Origin of the sequence: Rhodobacter capsulatus (assembly GCF_003254295.1) — a bacterium.
In the GTDB taxonomy this organism is placed as follows: Bacteria; Pseudomonadota; Alphaproteobacteria; order Rhodobacterales; family Rhodobacteraceae; genus Rhodobacter; species Rhodobacter capsulatus.
Genome location: NZ_QKZO01000004.1, coordinates 242,298 through 258,443, shown reverse-complemented (window position 1 = coordinate 258,443; position 16,146 = coordinate 242,298). Strand labels below are relative to the sequence as shown.

The window sequence follows — 16,146 nt, the reverse complement described above, 5'->3', positions numbered from 1 at the left end:
CTTGCGCGACATGTTGTGATGCGTCAATTCGCCTGACGCCGCAGGAAAGCCGGGATTTCGATGCGATCCTGATCGGGATCCTGTTCGTCGTCATAGGGCTGATGCTGCGGCGCGGCGGGCATCTGACGCTGAGTCGGGGCCAGCGCGGCGGCCTCGGCATGGCCGGTCATCCGGTTGATCAGCGAATTGATCCCGAAACGCGGTTTTTCCGCCGGTTGCGGCGCCGGGGCGCGGGCGAGGCTGCCCGCGGGTTGCGCCATCGGCCGGTGATAGCCCGCGGCGGGGGCCGGGTTGCCCGAAGGCACCTTGCTCACCGCGGCCTGCAGCCGGGCCAGCGCCTCGGGCGAGGGTTGGCCGGGCGCGCGCGGACGCGGCGCGACGAAGCTCGCCTCGTCGTCCAGCATCATCTCGCGCGCGGCGGCGGCGCGGGGCTGATAGGCGGGCGGCGGCAGCTCGTCGCTGAACTGTTGCGGCTGCGGTTGCGGTTGGGGCGCGTGCATCGGCTGCGGCGCGGGCGCGGCGGCGACCGGGGCCTCGAACAGGTTGCGGTCATAGACCGGCTGCGCGGCCGGTTGCTGCGGCGCGGGCTGTTGCGCGACCGGCTGCGGCGCGGGTTGCGACGCCACGGGCTGCGGCGCGGGTTGCGCCATCGTCACCGGCTGCGCCGAGGTCACGGTCAGCGCCGGACGCGCGGCTTCGACCGGGGCGGGGGCGGGCGCCGCGGCCTTCAGCGGTTCGGCCATCGAGCGGCGCGGCACCGGGATTTCCTGCGCCGGGGCGGCATCGATGCCGGTCGCCACGACCGACACCCGCATCATGCCTTCCATCGACGGATCCAGCGTCGAGCCGACGATGATGTTCGCGTCCGGGTCCACTTCCTCGCGGATGCGGTTGGCGGCCTCGTCCAGCTCGAACAGCGTCAGATCATAGCCGCCGGTGATGTTGATAAGCACGCCCTTGGCGCCGCGCAGGCTGATTTCATCGAGCAGCGGGTTCGAGATCGCCTTTTCGGCGGCCTGAACGGCGCGGTCATCGCCCTCGGATTCGCCCGTGCCCATCATCGCCTTGCCCATCTCGTCCATCACCGCGCGCACGTCGGCGAAGTCGAGGTTGATCAGGCCCGGACGGACCATCAGATCGGTCACGCCCTTGACGCCCTGATAGAGCACGTCATCGGCCAGCGCGAAGGCTTCGGTGAAGGTGGTCTTTTCATTCGCCAGACGGAACAGGTTCTGGTTCGGAATGATGATCAGCGTGTCGACGACCTTTTGCAGGGCTTCGATCCCCGCCTCGGCCTGACGCATGCGTTTCGGGCCTTCGAATTGAAAGGGTTTCGTCACCACGCCGACGGTCAGCACGCCCAGCTCGCGGGCGGCCTGCGCGATGATCGGGGCCGCGCCGGTGCCGGTGCCGCCGCCCATCCCCGCGGTGATGAAGCACATGTGCGCGCCGACCAGATGATCGACGATCGCCTCGATGCTTTCCTCGGCCGCGGCGGCGCCGACCGAGGGACGGGCCCCGGCGCCGAGACCCTCGGTCACCTTCACGCCCATCTGGATCCGATCGCGCGAGCGCGATTGCTGCAGCGCCTGCGCATCGGTGTTCGCCACGACGAATTCGACGCCTTCCAGCGCCTTGTCGATCATGTTGTTGACCGCGTTGCCACCCGCACCACCGACCCCGAAGACGGTGATCCGCGGCTTGAGGTCTTCGTGCTCTGACATGCTCAGATTCAAGGTCATAGGAGTCCGCCTGTGTTCCCGCGGCCTTCGACGGCCGACTGTCCCCGATATTACTGTCAATAGTATCCAGCTTTCAGGGTTCCGTCACCCAAAAAACACAACAAATCCACAAAATGTGGACAGCTGCCAGAGACGTTGGGCGGCATTTCGCGCATGACGCATCATCTGGGGAAGCGAATCGGCTTTCACCCTGTGGATAGGTCTACCAATTGTCGCGGAACCAGCGGATCGCGCGCTTGAACGAGCGCCCTCCCATGCGTTCCAGCGGGATCTCGAAATCCCACCATTCGTCTTGCGGACAGGCCGCGAACAGCGCCAGACCGACCATCGCGGCAAAGCCCGGGCCGCGCATCGCCTCGGGCATGCCCTGAACGCGCATCGGTCGGCCCAGCCGCACGTTCTGGCCCAGGATCTTCGCCGCCAGCATGTCCAGCCCGGGGATCTGGCTGGCGCCGCCGGTCAGCACGATCTGCTGGCTCGGCAGCAGGTCGAAGCCGGCCACGTCCAGACTTGCGCGGACCTCCTCGAGGATTTCCTCGACACGCGGGCGCATGATGCCGATCAGCTCGGTGCGGCTGATCTGGCGGCGGTCCTTTTCCCAGTCGCCCGAATTCGCCGACAGCTCGATCATCTCGCGGTCGTCCATCCCGGTCGCATGCACGCCGCCGTGGAAGGTCTTGATCCGCTCGGCCAGCGCCATCGGCACCTGCAGCCCGGCCGAGATGTCGCGGGTGACGGTATCGCCGCCCATCCGCACGGTATCGGCGAAAATCATGTGCTTTTTCAGGAAGATCGAGACGCCGGTGGCGCCGCCACCCATGTCGATGCAGGCCGCGCCCAGTTCCTGTTCATCCTCGACCAGCGCCGAAAGCCCCGCCACATAGGCCGAAGAGGCGATCCCCGCCAGTTCCAGATCGCAGCGCCGGATGCAGGTGATGATGTTCTGCACCGAGGCGGCATCGACGGTCAGCATGTGCATGTCGGTGGCCAGTTTCGCGCCGACATGGCCGCGCGGATCCGAGAGCCCCGAGCGGTGATCGAGCGCGAAATTCACCGGATGGGCATGCAGCACCTCGCGACCCCAGCCGATGTCGGGCATGTCGCAGGCGGCCAGCACCCGGGCGACATCCTGTTCCTCGACATGACTGCCCGCCACATCGACCTCTCCGGCCAGCCCGTAGCTGCGCGGATCGCCACCGGCAAAGCAGGCGATGACGTGATCGACGCGGGTATTCGCCATCTTCTGCGCCGCCTGCACCGCGGTGCGGATCGCGCGTTCGGTTTCCGCCATCGCGTCTATCTCGCCGTAGCGGACACCTTGCGAGGCAATGGTCTTCGCCCCGATCACCCGCATCGCCGATTGCTGGAACAGCGGCGTGACGACATCATTCGCCGCTTCCGGGTTTTCGAAGCGCAGCACCAGACAGGACACTTTCGAGGTGCCGATATCCAGCAGCGCGATCACGCCGCGCGCCATCGCGGTGGTGCGCATCGTCCGCATGGCACGCTGAGTCTTGTGGAACTCGGTCATCGCGACGCCCCCGATGTGGTTTGCGCGGCCGCCTGCTGCAGCGCCACCAGCGCGGGCGCGCTGAGGCGGATCGTCGGCCGGGTTGCATTGCGCAGGTCAAGCCGGGAGAAATCGCGGCTCAGAAGGTCTTCGGCGGCATTGAGCGCCAGCGCCCGGTCGATTGCCTGCACCGGGTCTTTCTCGGGCAGCAGGATGCGGCGGTCGTTGTCCAGCACGATGTCCCAGCGCCGCTCGCCGATGCGGATCAGCCCACGCGCCCGCGGCAGGATCGGCTTGGCCGCCGCCAGGATCGCCAGCGCCTCGGGTACGGCCTGATCCGCCCCCTCGCCCGCAATCAGCGGCAGGTCGGGGCGGGCGTCGCGCCGGGTCAGCGAGGCGGTGCGGTGCCCGCTTTCATCCAGCATCTGCAGCCCCAGCGCGGTGCGCCACAAGATCACCGGCTCGCGCTCGGTCACCCGCACCGAGAGCGTGCCGCCCGGCTGCACCACCAAAGCCACCGTCTTCACCGCGTCAAGCCGCAGGATCGCGGCGCGGTAGCCATCCAGATCCAGCGCGAAGCGCGAGGCGGGCAGCCGCACCGGCAACAGCGCATGGACCGCGCCTTCGACCTCGGGCGAGGCGCCCTCGATGGCCAGGGTCGAGAGCTGGAATTCGGGGCGGTTCTCGATCTGCATGCGCAGATCCTGCGACCATTCGATCAGATCGGCGCGGCGGTCGTCATTGCCCAGCCACAGGCCAAGGCCCAGGGTGACGCAGAACACCGGCACGCCGACACGGGTAACGACGCGCACGACCGGCGTCAGCCAGAGCCGCTCCAGCCGGAACGAGAGCCGGGTCGGCGCCACGCTGCGCCGCGGCGGCCTTGCGGCTGCGGCGGGCTTCAGGGCCAGTTTCGCCGCCCCCGCCCCGGGCGCCTGCGGATAGCGCGGCTCGGCGATCAGCGGTCGCATGAGGCATCCTCCACCATCCAGCGGCACAGATCGGCGAATGACATCCCCTCGGCCGCCGCCTGTTCCGGGGCCAGCGAGGTCGGCGTCATGCCGGGCTGGGTGTTGGTTTCCAAAAGGATCAGCCCGGCGGCGCCGCGGCTTTCATCCCAGCGAAAATCGGTGCGGCTCAGGCCGCGACACCCCAGCGCTTGATGCGCGCGCAGGGCATAGTCGCGGATCGTCGCGGCGATCTCGGCGGGCAGATCGGCCGGGCAGACATGCCGCGACCCGCCCGCAGTGTATTTCGCGGCGTAATCATACCAGCCGGTGGTGAGGATCTCGGTCACGCAGAGCGCCCGGTCGCCCATCACCGTGCAGGTCAGTTCCCGCCCCGGCGCATAGGTTTCCACCATCACCAGCTCGGGCATCTCGTCCGAAAGCTGCGGCGGCCGATTGGCACCATCCAGCACCAGATAGACGCCGACGGACGATCCCTCGTTGTTGGGCTTGACCACATAGGGCGCGGGCAGCACATGCGCCGCCATGACCTCGGCCTTGCCCGCCAGACGGCTTTCGACCACGGGCAGCCCGGCGGCCTTGTAAGCGGCCTTGGCGCGGGTCTTGTCCATCGCCAGCGCCGAGGCCAGCACGCCCGAATGCGTATAGGGAAGCCGCAGCCACTCAAGGATGCCTTGCACGCAGCCATCCTCGCCCCAGCGGCCATGCAGCGCGTTGAAAACGACATCGGGCCTCAGCGCCCGAAGACGCTCTGCAAGGTCCGCCCCCGCATCGATTTCCGCCACATCGTATCCCGCCGCCCGCAGTGCCTTGGCGCATTCGCGCCCGGAGGACAATGACACCTCGCGCTCGGCCGAGGGTCCGCCCATGAGTACCGCCACGAGGGGGACCGTCCTGCTCGACATGCCCGCCACTTTCGCATTTGCCGGGGTTCGCCCCCGGGCTGTTCTGCCGCATCTTGTTATGGACTGCGCGACGACCTCAATATTCGCCCACGCGCATGATTTCCCATTCTAACGAAATTCCCTGCGTCTGCAAAACCTTTTTGCGCACCTCCTCGCCCAATGTTTCCAGATCGCGCGCCGTCGCGCCGCCCGCATTGATCAGGAAATTCGAGTGCATTTCGCTGATCTGCGCGCCGCCCAGCCTTGCCCCGCGCATGCCCGCATCGTCGATCACCTTCCAGGCCTTCAGCTCCTGGCTGTCATCGGCGCGACCGGTGGAGGACGCGCCCGAGGGGTTGCGGAAGGTCGATCCGGCCGAACGCGCCTTTGTCGGCTGGCTGGCGTCGCGCTTGGCGATCTGTTCGGCCATCCGCGCGGCCAGCGCCGCGGGATCGCCCGGCGCGGCGCGGAAGGTCGCGGCGATGATCACCGCCTGCTCGGGCAGGGTCGAGCTGCGATAAGCCAGATGCAGATCTTCGGCTTTGATTTCAACACTTTCGCCCGAGCGCAGCACGACCCGGGCAGAGATCAGATGATCGGCGACATAGGCGCCATAGCAGCCCGCATTCATCCGCACCGCGCCGCCGATCGCGCCCGGAATGGTGCGCAGAAAGGTCAGATCGCGCCCGGCCTCGGCCGCCTTGCGCGCGACATGGACATCGAGCGCGGCAGCCCCCGCCGTCACCCGGTCGCCCTCGACATCGATCGCGCTGAAACCGCGGCCCAGCCGGATCACCACGGCGCGCAGCCCGCCGTCGCGCACGATCAGGTTCGAGCCCACCCCCATCGGAAAGACCGCGACATCGGCAGGCAGCGCCGCCAGAAAGGCGCTGAGATCCGCCTCGTCGGCGGGCTGAAACAGCCAATCGGCCGGACCGCCGACGCGCAGCCAGGTCAGATCGGCCAGGGGGTAATTCGGCGTCAGCGCGCCGCGCGGGGTATAGCTCAGCTTGTCCATCCCCCTGCCATAGCGAGAGCACCCCAATGGGGCAAGAGGGGGGCGCTGCCCCCCGTCCGCAAGCGGACTCCCCCCGGCGTATTTGCGCCAAGAAAAAGCCCGCCGTTTTTTCTTGGCGCAAATACGCCGGGGGGTGAATTTTGGCGCAGCCAAAAGAGGGGGGCAGCGCCCCCCTGCCCCGCCCGTCAGTCGCGCGGATGCATCGCGGCAAAGAGCCGCCGCACCGGCCAGCGCAGCACGCTCAGCCCCCCCGCCAGCGCGCCCATCCCCCAGACCGGGCCGTTCTCATAGGTGACCCAGCCCAGGATCGGCACCCCGACCGCGATCAGCGCCCAGGCGGCGCGCCAGTGAAACCGGCGCGGCCCCAGCGCGATGAGGGAAGCGATCACCGCCCAGAGACAAGCGGTGGCAAGCGAAAGCGTCATGGCTGTCCTCCGATGCTGCCGGGTTATCCGAGTTTCGCGGGCAATCCGTTCGCCCAGGTCGAGATCGTCCCGGCGCCAAGGCACACCACGATATCGCCGGGACGCGCCTGTTCCCTGACCAGCCGCGCCAGATCTTCCTCGTTCAAAAGCGCGCGGGCGTGGCGGTGGCCGTGGCGGATCAGACCCGAGACCAGATCATCGCGAGAGGCGCCGGGGATCGGCTCCTCGCCCGCGGCATAGACATCGGCGATGGCGACGACATCGGCCTCGTTGAAGCAGGTGCAGAAATCATCGAACAGGTTCTGCAGCCGGGTGTAGCGGTGCGGCTGATGCGCCGCGATCACCCGCGCGCCCGGAGTGGCGGAAACCGCCTGCCGCGCCGCCTTCAGCACGGCTGCGATTTCAACCGGATGATGGCCGTAATCGTCGATCACCGTGACGCCGCCCAGCACCTCGCCCACCTTGGTGAAGCGCCGGTTCACGCCGGCGAAATGCGCCAGCGCCTCGCGGATCTCGTCCTTCTTCATGCCCAGATGGCGGGCGACGGCAACGGCGGCCAAAGCGTTCGAGACGTTGTGATTGCCCGGCATCGGCAGGGTGCAGCCCTCGATCACCGCGCCCTCGGCCTGCAGCTGGATGTCAAAGCAGTTGCGCCCGCCCTCGAAGCGCAGGTTCACCGCCCGCACATCGGCCTGGGCGTTGAAACCGAAAGTCACGACGCGGCGGTCGGTGATCTTGCCCACCAGCGCCTGCACCTCGGGGTGGTCGGTGCAGCAGACGGCGAGACCGTAGAACGGGATGCCGGAGACGAAATCGTAAAAGCCCTTGCGCAGGTTCTCGATCGTGCCCCAGTGCTCCATGTGTTCGGGGTCGATATTCGTCACGATGGCGATCGTCGCGGGCAGCCGGTTGAAGGAGCCGTCGCTTTCATCCGCCTCGACCACCATCCATTCCCCCGCCCCGGCCCGCGCGTTCGAGCCGTAGGCATGGATGATGCCGCCGTTGATCACGGTCGGATCAAAGCCGCCCTTGTCGAGCAGCGTCGCCACCATCGTCGTCGTGGTGGTTTTCCCATGCGTGCCCGCCACGGCGATGTTCGAGCGCAGCCGCATCAGTTCCGCCAGCATCTCGGCGCGGCGCACCACGGGCAGATGGCGGCGGCGGGCTTCTTCAAGCTCCGGATTGCCCGGCTTGATCGCCGAGGAAATCACCACCACCGCGGCGGCGCCGATGTTTTCGGCGCGCTGGCCTTCGAAAAACGTCGCGCCCAGTTCCACCAGCCGGTCGGTGATCTTCGACGCTTTCGCATCCGAGCCCTGCACCGAAAAGCCCTGCGTCATCAGCACCTCGGCAATGCCCGACATGCCGATGCCGCCGATGCCGATAAAATGGATGGGGCCCAGCTCTCCGGGCAATTTGGTCGCGTTCATGGGCGGGGTCCTGCAAGCTTTTCGACGATGGTCACGAGCCGCGCCGTGGCATCGGGGATGCCTTCGGCCAGCGCTGCCCGCGCCATTTGCACCGCGCCTTCGGGATTGTCCAGAACAAGCGCGATCTGGCTGGAGAGCGTGGCGACCGAGGCGGCGGTCTCGGGGATCAGGATCGCGGCGCCCGCTTCGGTCAGGCCGCGGGCATTGGCGGTCTGGTGATCGCCCGTCGCGGCGGCATAGGGAATGAGGATCGCAGGCCGCCCGATCACCGAAATGTCGGCGACCGAGGAGGCGCCCGAGCGCGAAATGACGAGCTGGCATTCCGCCAAACGGCGGGGGACATCGGCGAAGAAGGGCGCGACCTCGGCCTCGATGCCCGCGCGTTCATAGGCTTCGGTGACGCGGTCGGCATCTTCGGGGCGGGCCTGATGGGCGACGCGCAGATGGCGGCGCAAGCTCTCGGGCAGCGCGGCAAAGGCGGCGGGAACAAGGTCCGAGAGGATCCGCGCCCCCTGCGAGCCGCCGATCACCAGCACCGACATCGGGTAATCGCCCGGCGGAATATAGGGGGCGCCCGCGCGTTCGACGACGGCGGCGCGGACCGGGTTGCCGGTCGGAGTGCCCTGCACGCCGGGCGGCAGGTCGGTGGGCCAGGTGCCGCAGGCAAAGGCATGGACGCGGCGGGCAAAGACGCGGTTGACCTTGCCCATCACGCCGTTTTGTTCATGGATCGCGCGCGGCACGCCCAGAGCCAGCGCCGAGGCGAGCGCCGGGATCGTCGGATAGCCGCCAAAGCCCACGACGACGGCGGGCCGGTCCAGCAGATTGCGGGCGATCGCCGAAACCATCCCCCCCGCCAGCCGGAACGGCACGGCCAGTTTCGCCAGCACGCCGCCACGGGCAAAGGTGGCCGAGGCCACCTGTTCCACCGGCACCTGCGCCGGAAAGGCCCCGGCATAGCGGGCGCCGCGGGCATCGGTCGAAAGCTTCACCCGCCAGCCGCGGCGGACCATCGCCTCCGCCAGCGCCTGAGCCGGGAACATATGCCCCCCGGTCCCCCCGGCAGCGATCAGAAGCAGAGGCGGTTTCGCGTGATCCATGTCACCCTCCCTCAGGCGGCGGGACGATTGCCGAGAATCCGGGCGATCTCGTTTTGCGGCCGGGTGCGGGTGAGCGCGAGCAGGAAGCCGAGCGCAATGCCCGAGGCGATCACCGAGGAGCCGCCATAGCTGACGAAGGGCAGCGTCATGCCCTTGGCGGGCAAAAGCCGCACCGCCACGCCCATGTTGATCAGCGCCTGCACGCCGAAGGCGAAGGCAAGGCCGGTGCCCGCGATCCGCGCGAAGGGGTCGCGTTCGGCCATCATCCGGCTGAGCGAGCGCAGCACGACGACGGCATAAAGCGCGATGATGCCCAAAACGAGGACAAGGCCGTATTCCTCGGCCGCGACGGCGACGATGAAATCGGTATGGGCGTCGGGCAGCGACCATTTCACCGAACCCTCGCCGACGCCGACGCCGAAGAAGCCACCCTCCTGGATCGCGTTCGTGGCATAGCCGATCTGGGTGCGCGGATCGACCTCGGCCGAAAGAAAGCCGTTGATCCGGCGCGCGACGTGTTCGGACATGTTGTAGGCCATGACCCCGCCCGCGACGGACAGCCCGCCCGCCGCGACCAGCGGCAGGATCGGCGCGCCGGAGACGAAATACATCACCATCCAGGAGAAGAGGATCAGCGAGGCCTGGCCGAAGTCCGGCTGCAGCGCGAGCGTGACGACGATCAGCGCGGTGAGGCAGAAGGAGTAAAGCCGCCCGGGCGGGCCCGCCACTTCCAGCGCGGCGGCCATGAACCAGGCCGAGACGATGACGAAGCCGGGCTTGAGGAATTCCGAGGGCTGGAACGAGGCGAAGCCGAGCGAGATCCAGCGTACCGCGCCCTTGCCGAAATCGGTGCCGATCACCGGCAGCGCCATCAGGGTGAGGAAGGCGAGCGCGAAACCCACGACGCCGATGCGGCGGACCTGCTGCGGGCTCATCATCGAAAGCGCGACCATCACGACAAGGCCGACGCCGCCGAACAGCGCCTGGCGCTTGACGTAATAGAAGGGTTCAAGCCCGTTCTTTTCGGCAAGCGGCACCGAGGCTGCAAGGCCCAGAAGCATGCCGACGCCAAAGAGCGCGAAGACCGCGGTCAGCGCCCATTTGTCGATCGTGCGCCACCAGCGTGGAAGCACGGGATCCGTCGCCCGCAAGGGGACGGTGCCGAAAACCATTTCCGTCATCGCGAAAACCGCTCGTTTGCCTGATCTGCCGAGAAACGCCCGATTATCGGGTCTTGGCGCCGACTTTAGCCCAAGTCGCCCCTTCTGACCAGAGCTTTTGCCGGGCCGCAGCGCGGGGAGGCTTTCGCCCCGGCAGGGCCGGGGCGACCCGCGGGGGCTCCGCCCCCGCACCCCCGGGCGTATTTGCGCCAAGGAAAACCGGGATTGCGGCAAAGGGGCGGCGGCGGCGAAAACGGGGTTGCGCGGGCGCGTGAGCGTGCCATGGTAGCGCCATCACAATCAGGAGACGGGCGATGAAGGTCGGAATCGTGGGCGCGGGGATGGTCGGCTCGGCGGCGGGATTTGCCATCGCGATGCGCGGCGGCGCGTCCGAGGTGGTGTTTGTCGATCGCAACGCGGCCTTAGCGCAGGCCCAGGCCGAGGATATCGGCCATGCCGTGCCCTTCGCGCATCCGGTGAAGCTTGGCGCGGGCGATTACGAGGTGCTGGCGGGGGCGGGCATCGTGATTCTGGCGGCGGGGGTGGCGCAAAAGCCGGGCGAGAGCCGGCTCAGCCTTCTGTCCCGCAATGCCGAGGTGTTTTCCGACGTCATCGCGAAGGTGCGCGCCCATGCCCCCGAGGCGCTGCTGATCGTCGCCTCGAACCCGGTCGACATCATGACCGAGGTGGCGCAGCGGGTCTCGGGCCTGCCGCCCGAACGGGTGATCGGCACTGGCACGCTGCTTGATTCGGCGCGGTTCCGGGCGCTGCTGGCGGGGCATCTGGGGCTGGCGGCGCATTCGGTGCATGGCTTCGTGCTGGGCGAGCATGGCGACAGCGAGGTGCTGGCCTGGTCGAGCGCGCGGGTCGGCGCCGAGCCTTTGGACCGGATCGCGTCACAGCTGGGCGTCGCGATCACCGAGGAGGTGCGGGCGAAGATCGATGCAGGCGTGCGGCAGGCCGCTTACCGCATCATCGCGGGCAAGGGCGCGACCTGGTATGGCATCGGCGCCGGGCTGGCGCGGCTGGTGCAGGCGATCCGCGACGATCAGCGCGCGGTGATGTCGGTCTCGATCCGCTCGCCCGAGGTGGCGGGGATCGCCGATGTGGCGCTGTCGTTGCCGCGGGTGATCGGCGCGGCCGGGGTGGTCTCGACGCTGGTGCCCTCGCTGGATGCGGAGGAATGGGCGGCGCTGCACCGCTCGGCCGCGGTCCTGAAGGAAAGCGCCGAGGGGCTGTGGTGAGCGCTCAGCGCGGGTGAAAGACGAAGGAGCGCATCGAGATCGCGCCCAGATCGATCGTCTCGGTCAGAAAGGTCAGATCGTCGCCCGCATCCGAGGCGCCCGCGATGGTCAGCGTCGGCAGGTAGTGATCGAGGCTCGGATGAGCCTGCTGCAAAAGCGGCCCCAGCCCGGCGCGGTCGGCAAGTGCCGCGAAATCGCGATCGGTCAGCCGACCGGTGAACAGCGCATCGAAGTCCTGTGCGAAATCAAGGGGTTTCGCGTCATCGCCCCAGCTCACCGCGCGCAGGTTGTGCACCACATTGCCCGAGCCGAGGATTAGCACGCCGCGGTTGCGCAGCTCTGACAGGGTGCGGCCGATGGCGAGCTGATGGGCCAGATCGCGGCCCATATCGATCGAGACCTGAAACACCGGCACGTCGGCCTCGGGGTAAAGGTATTTCAGCACCGTCCAGGCGCCGTGATCAAGCCCCCAGGTCTCGTCGCCCGCGGCCCGGTGGCTGGCCAGAAGCGAGACCACCTCGCGCGCCAGCGCCGGAGCGCCCGGGGCCGGATAGCGCTGATCGAAGAGCGCCTGCGGGAAGCCGTAGAAATCATGGATCGTGCGCGGCAGCGCCGAGACATCGACGAGCGTCGTGCCCCGCGTCATCCAATGCGCCGAGACGACCAGGATCGCTTTCGGCCGCGGCAGGCTGCGGCCGAGCGCGGTCCAGGCACGGCTGTTGGCCGTGTCCTCGATCGCGTTCATCGGGCTGCCGTGGCCCAGAAAGACCAACGGCATCCGGTCCGAGGGCGCGAAGCGGTCGCGCAGGGCCGAGAGAGAGGAGACGGGGTGCATGGCTTTCTCCTTGTGCGGACCGCCCGCGGGTCTGGGCCGCGGGCGATGAGGGGCGGTCAGGCGAAGATGCCAAGGCGGCGGCTCAGACCGGGCAGGCGCAGCGCAAAGGCCCCTGCCCCCAAAAGCGCGATCACCAGCTGGATCATCGCCCAGAACAGCGGGAATTCCCAGCCGCCGCCGGTGCCCGAGAACAGCCAGCCGTTGCCCGCATGCACCCAGACCGCGCCCAGCAGCACCGGGATCAGCGCCAGCGCCACCGCCCGCGTGGCGACGCCCAGCACCAGCGCCAGCCCGCCGCCCAGCTCGGCCAGGATCGTCAGATAGGCAAAGGCGCCCGGCAGGCCGAGGCTTTCGAAATAGCCCACCGTGCCCGGGGTGGTGAACACCGTCACCTTGAGCAGCCCATGGGCAAGGAAGGTCACGCCTGAGGTGAGGCGCAACAGCGTGGCGGCATAATCGGCGGCGGCGGGGGGCGTGGTCATCTGGAAAACTCCTGTTCGGGGCCGCCCGACGCGGCCTTGCTGCAACCGGAATAGGCCTTGCGCACCCCGCACAAAATGGCGAATATCCGGAATGACTATCCCTGATTTGTTCCGAATGGGGACCGGATGGACATCACCGAGGAATTGCGGGCCTTTGTCGCCACGGCGCAGACCGGGTCTTTCACCGCCGCCGCCGATCAGCTGGGGGTGTCGAACCGGCTGACCTCGAAATATGTCGCGGAGCTGGAGGCGCGGCTGGGCGTGCGGCTGTTGCAGCGCACCACGCGGCGCGTCGGTCTGACGCCCGCGGGGGCGGATCTTCTGGCCCGGGCGCCGGCGCTGCTCGATGATCTCGACGATCTTCTGGCGGGGGTCTCCGAGGGCTCGCGCGGGTTTTCCGGGGTGATCCGGCTTTCGGCGCCGGTGACGCTGGGCGAGATCTATGTGGGCGGCATGCTGGCGCGGTTCGCCGCGGCGCATCCGGGGTTGCATTTCGATCTGCGGCTGAGCGACCGTTTCGTCGATCTGGCGCGCGACGGGATCGATGTCGCCTTTCGCATCGGCCGCTCGGACATGCTGTCGCTGAAGGCGCGGCGGCTGGGCGAAAGCCGGACCGTGGTGGTGGCGAGCCCCGCCTATCTGGCCGCGCATGGCACGCCCGCGCAGCCCGAGGATCTGGTGCGGCATGATTGCATCGTCGACACCAACCGGCAGCTGCCGCGGCGCTGGCAGTTCCATGCGGGCGGCGCGCTGCGGGAGGGGGCGGTGCGGGAGGTCACGGTGCAGGGCCGGTTTCACGTCAATTCGGCGCGGGCGGCGGCCGAACTGGCAATCGCGGGCCTTGGCATCGCCCATGCGCCGCGGTTCGCGGTCTGCGGCGCGCTGGAGACGGGGGCGCTGGTGCCGGTGCTGACCGGGTTCGACAGCCCGCCCAGCCCGGTCAGCGCGGTCTATCTGGAAGGCCGGGTGTTGCCGCGCAAGCTGCGGGCGCTGATCGATTTCGCCGCCGAGGACATCCGCCATGCCGGGATCCTTTAGCCCCGCCCGGGCGCCGCGTCGGATCGGCAACAGCCCGCGCGGGATTGCCCCGTCACGAAAAAACCAGTTGGCGCCGGGCATGTCCCTTGCCATGCTGCAGCCATGACCCATGTGCCCTTTTTGATCGAAAGCGACCACGCCCGGCTGCGCCACCATCTGCGCGGCATCCGCATCATCGAGCTGCGCCAGATCGGCGGCACGCCCGAACACGGCGCCGAAATGATGGCGCATCTGGAAAGCCTTGGCTTTGCGGTGAAATTCCGCAAGCTTGAACGGATGTCGCCGCCGCCGCTTCTGCGCATGGCCTTCCGCTATCCCGGCCCCGGCACCGCCGAAATGACGATCGCCCCCGACGTCGGCGCCTGAGGCGCCGGGGCGCCCCCGACGTCGGCGCCAGAGGGCGCCGGGGCGCCCTCTGACCTCGGCCGCTGATCCGGCCTAGTTTTCACCGCATCGGCCCTTGCAACCGGGCCGCAAAACCCCGATTTTGCCCCGGTACTCGCAAGGAGAGGCGCATGGCCCTGCCGGTTCGCAGTCAAATCACCATCTGGGGCCTCACGGCCGCGGTGTTTGTTCTGGTGCTTTGGAAACTGGGCGACGTGCTCTTGCCCTTTCTGGTGGGCGGCGCCATCGCCTATTTCCTCGATCCGCTGGCCGACCGGCTGGAGCGGCTGGGGCTGAGCCGGGCGCTGGCCACCACCACCATCGCGCTGATCGCCACGCTGGGCATCGTCATTCTGGCGCTGGCCGTGGCGCCGCTTCTGGTGCGCCAGCTCATCGGTCTGGTCGAGACCGCCCCGGTCATCGCCACCAGATTGCAGGGGTTTCTGACCTCCACCTTCCCCTCGATGATGGAACATGGCTCGATCATCAATGAATCGCTGACCAGCCTCGGCAATGCGATCAAGGCGCGCGGCGGGGAACTGGCGCAGGGGATCCTGTCCTCGGCGATGACGCTGGTGAATGCGGTGGTCTTCCTCGTCGTCGTGCCGGTGGTGACCTTTTACATGCTGCTCGACTGGGACCGGATGGTGGCGCAGATCAACACGCTTCTGCCGCTCGACCATGCGCCGACGATCCGGCAGCTGGGCCGCGACATCGACCGGGTGCTGTCGGGCTTCGTGCGCGGGCAGGTCTCGGTCTGCCTGATTCTGGGCGCGTTCTATGCCGCCGCGCTGATGGCGGCGGGGCTGAGCTTCGGTCTGCTCGCAGGCGCCATCGCCGGGGCGCTGACCTTCATTCCCTATGTCGGCGCGCTGGTCGGCGGCGCGCTGGCGATCGGGCTGGCGCTGTTTCAATTCTGGGGCGACTGGATGTCGATCGGCCTTGTCGCCGGGATCTTCGCCATCGGCCAGTTTCTGGAAGGCAACGTGATCACCCCGCGGCTGGTCGGCAATTCGGTGGGGCTGCATCCGCTGTGGCTGATCTTCGCGCTCTCCGCCTTTGGCACGCTTTTCGGCTTTGTCGGCATGCTGGTCGCGGTGCCGGTCTCGGCGGTGATCGGCGTGCTGATCCGCTTCGCGATCGATCATTACCGGCAGGGGCGGCTGTACCGCGGCCTTGCCGGGCTGGACGATACGCCGACGACGCTCTCCGACGCCACCGAGACCAAGGCCTGACATGACCCGCCAGTTGCCCCTGCCGCTGCCGGTGCGCGTCGCCGAAGGACGCGAGGATTTCTTCGTCGCCCCGGCCAATGCGCTGGCCTTGAGCCTACTTGATGCGCCCGAAACCTGGGCGCAGGGCCGGATGCTGCTTCTGGGCCCCGAGGGCGCGGGCAAAAGCCATCTGGCGGCGATCTGGGCGTCCGAGCGCGGCGCGGTGATCCGCCCCGCCGCCGATCTGCGCCCCGAGGCGGTGGCCGATCTGGCCGCGACCGGCGCCGTGGTGATCGAGGATGCGCAGCATCTGGCCGGGCGGGCGGCGGCGGAACAGGCGCTGTTTCACCTGCTGAACCTGACCGCGGCCGAGGGCGGGCGCTGCCTGATCACCGCGCCCACCCCGCCGCGCGACTGGGGCGTGGCGCTGCCCGATCTGAAAAGCCGCCTTGATGCGACGCAATCGGTCCGCATCGCGCCGCCCGACGAGGCGCTGCTGGCCGCCGTGCTGGTCAAGCTTTTCGCCGACCGGCAGCTGACGGTGCCGCAAAGCCTGATCGACTGGCTGGTCTTGCGGATGGAACGCGCGCTGGGCACCGCGCGGGCGGTGGTGGAGGCGCTTGACGCAAGGGCTTTGGCCGAGGGCCGCGCAATTACCCGTGCGATGGCCGCCGAAGTGCTGGACAGGCTGCAAGGCTGAAGCCAAACTGTC

The 16,146-nt window shown here is 68.4% G+C and carries 16 protein-coding genes; 5 read left to right on the top strand and 11 right to left on the bottom strand.

The features are described 5' to 3' along the window. Positions 1-23 precede the first annotated feature (23 nt). The 9 genes from ftsZ to LY44_RS07690 form a co-directional block, all read right to left on the bottom strand. The gene (ftsZ, locus tag LY44_RS07730; protein ID WP_055213501.1) at positions 24-1,742 is read right to left on the bottom strand and encodes a cell division protein FtsZ; all 1,719 of its coding nucleotides are present in this window, start codon (positions 1,740-1,742) and stop codon (positions 24-26) included. 202 nt (positions 1,743-1,944) lie between these two features. Then, entirely contained in the window at positions 1,945-3,273 is a 1,329-nt protein-coding gene (ftsA, locus tag LY44_RS07725) for a cell division protein FtsA (RefSeq protein WP_055213503.1), read from the bottom strand. Then, positions 3,270-4,223, bottom strand: coding sequence for a cell division protein FtsQ/DivIB (locus LY44_RS07720; protein ID WP_055213505.1), 954 nt, complete (start codon positions 4,221-4,223; stop codon positions 3,270-3,272). The genes ftsA and LY44_RS07720 overlap by 4 nt, the downstream gene beginning before the upstream one ends. After that, positions 4,211-5,089: a D-alanine--D-alanine ligase gene (locus LY44_RS07715; RefSeq protein ID WP_236692567.1), complete on the bottom strand. Its 879-nt coding sequence runs from the start codon at positions 5,087-5,089 to the stop codon at positions 4,211-4,213. The genes LY44_RS07720 and LY44_RS07715 overlap by 13 nt, the downstream gene beginning before the upstream one ends. Positions 5,090-5,201: 112 nt before the next feature. Next, positions 5,202-6,122 carry a UDP-N-acetylmuramate dehydrogenase gene (murB, locus tag LY44_RS07710; RefSeq protein WP_055213509.1) on the bottom strand — a complete coding sequence of 307 codons (921 nt, stop codon included), beginning with the start codon at positions 6,120-6,122 and terminating at the stop codon, positions 5,202-5,204. Between the two features lie 185 nt (positions 6,123-6,307). Beyond that, complete coding sequence (locus LY44_RS07705) at positions 6,308-6,547, bottom strand: DUF2484 family protein (protein WP_055213511.1); 240 nt, start codon at positions 6,545-6,547, stop codon at positions 6,308-6,310. 23 nt (positions 6,548-6,570) lie between these two features. After that, entirely contained in the window at positions 6,571-7,977 is a 1,407-nt protein-coding gene (murC, locus tag LY44_RS07700; protein WP_055213513.1) for a UDP-N-acetylmuramate--L-alanine ligase, read from the bottom strand. Further along, entirely contained in the window at positions 7,974-9,077 is a 1,104-nt protein-coding gene (locus LY44_RS07695; RefSeq protein WP_065118443.1) for a UDP-N-acetylglucosamine--N-acetylmuramyl-(pentapeptide) pyrophosphoryl-undecaprenol N-acetylglucosamine transferase, read from the bottom strand. Before LY44_RS07695 ends, murC begins: the two co-directional genes overlap by 4 nt. An 11-nt stretch (positions 9,078-9,088) precedes the next feature. After that, positions 9,089-10,258: a peptidoglycan glycosyltransferase FtsW gene (locus tag LY44_RS07690; protein WP_055213515.1), complete on the bottom strand. Its 1,170-nt coding sequence runs from the start codon at positions 10,256-10,258 to the stop codon at positions 9,089-9,091. A gap of 293 nt (positions 10,259-10,551) precedes the next feature. Between LY44_RS07690 and LY44_RS07685 the strand changes: the two genes are divergently transcribed. Beyond that, a complete protein-coding gene (locus tag LY44_RS07685; protein ID WP_055213517.1) occupies positions 10,552-11,481 on the top strand; it encodes an L-lactate dehydrogenase in 930 nt (309 codons plus the stop codon). Between the two features lie 4 nt (positions 11,482-11,485). Here LY44_RS07685 and ygiD read toward each other — a convergent pair whose 3' ends face one another. Next, a complete protein-coding gene (ygiD, locus tag LY44_RS07680; protein WP_055213519.1) occupies positions 11,486-12,316 on the bottom strand; it encodes a 4,5-DOPA-extradiol-dioxygenase in 831 nt (276 codons plus the stop codon). 56 nt (positions 12,317-12,372) lie between these two features. Further along, positions 12,373-12,798 carry a DoxX family protein gene (locus LY44_RS07675; protein ID WP_055213521.1) on the bottom strand — a complete coding sequence of 142 codons (426 nt, stop codon included), beginning with the start codon at positions 12,796-12,798 and terminating at the stop codon, positions 12,373-12,375. A gap of 126 nt (positions 12,799-12,924) precedes the next feature. Between LY44_RS07675 and LY44_RS07670 the strand changes: the two genes are divergently transcribed. The 4 genes from LY44_RS07670 (at position 12,925) to LY44_RS07655 (ending at position 16,134) form a co-directional block, all read left to right on the top strand. Next, on the top strand, positions 12,925-13,836 hold the full coding sequence (locus tag LY44_RS07670) for a LysR family transcriptional regulator (protein ID WP_055213523.1): 912 nt from the start codon (positions 12,925-12,927) through the stop codon (positions 13,834-13,836). A gap of 102 nt (positions 13,837-13,938) precedes the next feature. Then, a complete protein-coding gene (locus LY44_RS07665; RefSeq protein ID WP_055213525.1) occupies positions 13,939-14,202 on the top strand; it encodes a hypothetical protein in 264 nt (87 codons plus the stop codon). A gap of 149 nt (positions 14,203-14,351) precedes the next feature. Next, positions 14,352-15,455, top strand: coding sequence for an AI-2E family transporter (locus tag LY44_RS07660; protein ID WP_055213527.1), 1,104 nt, complete (start codon positions 14,352-14,354; stop codon positions 15,453-15,455). A gap of 1 nt (position 15,456) precedes the next feature. Further along, on the top strand, positions 15,457-16,134 hold the full coding sequence (locus LY44_RS07655) for a P-loop NTPase family protein (protein ID WP_055213529.1): 678 nt from the start codon (positions 15,457-15,459) through the stop codon (positions 16,132-16,134). The last annotated feature ends 12 nt before the right edge of the window (positions 16,135-16,146 follow it).

Bases quoted from the DNA above. Each gene is read 5' to 3' on its own strand.
- ftsZ (WP_055213501.1), bottom strand. From the start codon at position 1,742: ATGACCTTGAATCTGAGCATGTCAGAGCACGAAGACCTCAAGCCGCGG.
- ftsA (WP_055213503.1), bottom strand. From the start codon at position 3,273: ATGACCGAGTTCCACAAGACTCAGCGTGCCATGCGGACGATGCGCACC.
- LY44_RS07720 (WP_055213505.1), bottom strand. From the start codon at position 4,223: ATGCGACCGCTGATCGCCGAGCCGCGCTATCCGCAGGCGCCCGGGGCG.
- LY44_RS07715 (WP_236692567.1), bottom strand. From the start codon at position 5,089: ATGGGCGGACCCTCGGCCGAGCGCGAGGTGTCATTGTCCTCCGGGCGC.
- murB (WP_055213509.1), bottom strand. From the start codon at position 6,122: ATGGACAAGCTGAGCTATACCCCGCGCGGCGCGCTGACGCCGAATTAC.
- LY44_RS07705 (WP_055213511.1), bottom strand. From the start codon at position 6,547: ATGACGCTTTCGCTTGCCACCGCTTGTCTCTGGGCGGTGATCGCTTCC.
- murC (WP_055213513.1), bottom strand. From the start codon at position 7,977: ATGAACGCGACCAAATTGCCCGGAGAGCTGGGCCCCATCCATTTTATC.
- LY44_RS07695 (WP_065118443.1), bottom strand. From the start codon at position 9,077: ATGGATCACGCGAAACCGCCTCTGCTTCTGATCGCTGCCGGGGGGACC.
- LY44_RS07690 (WP_055213515.1), bottom strand. From the start codon at position 10,258: ATGACGGAAATGGTTTTCGGCACCGTCCCCTTGCGGGCGACGGATCCC.
- LY44_RS07685 (WP_055213517.1), top strand. From the start codon at position 10,552: ATGAAGGTCGGAATCGTGGGCGCGGGGATGGTCGGCTCGGCGGCGGGA.
- ygiD (WP_055213519.1), bottom strand. From the start codon at position 12,316: ATGCACCCCGTCTCCTCTCTCTCGGCCCTGCGCGACCGCTTCGCGCCC.
- LY44_RS07675 (WP_055213521.1), bottom strand. From the start codon at position 12,798: ATGACCACGCCCCCCGCCGCCGCCGATTATGCCGCCACGCTGTTGCGC.
- LY44_RS07670 (WP_055213523.1), top strand. From the start codon at position 12,925: ATGGACATCACCGAGGAATTGCGGGCCTTTGTCGCCACGGCGCAGACC.
- LY44_RS07665 (WP_055213525.1), top strand. From the start codon at position 13,939: ATGACCCATGTGCCCTTTTTGATCGAAAGCGACCACGCCCGGCTGCGC.
- LY44_RS07660 (WP_055213527.1), top strand. From the start codon at position 14,352: ATGGCCCTGCCGGTTCGCAGTCAAATCACCATCTGGGGCCTCACGGCC.
- LY44_RS07655 (WP_055213529.1), top strand. From the start codon at position 15,457: ATGACCCGCCAGTTGCCCCTGCCGCTGCCGGTGCGCGTCGCCGAAGGA.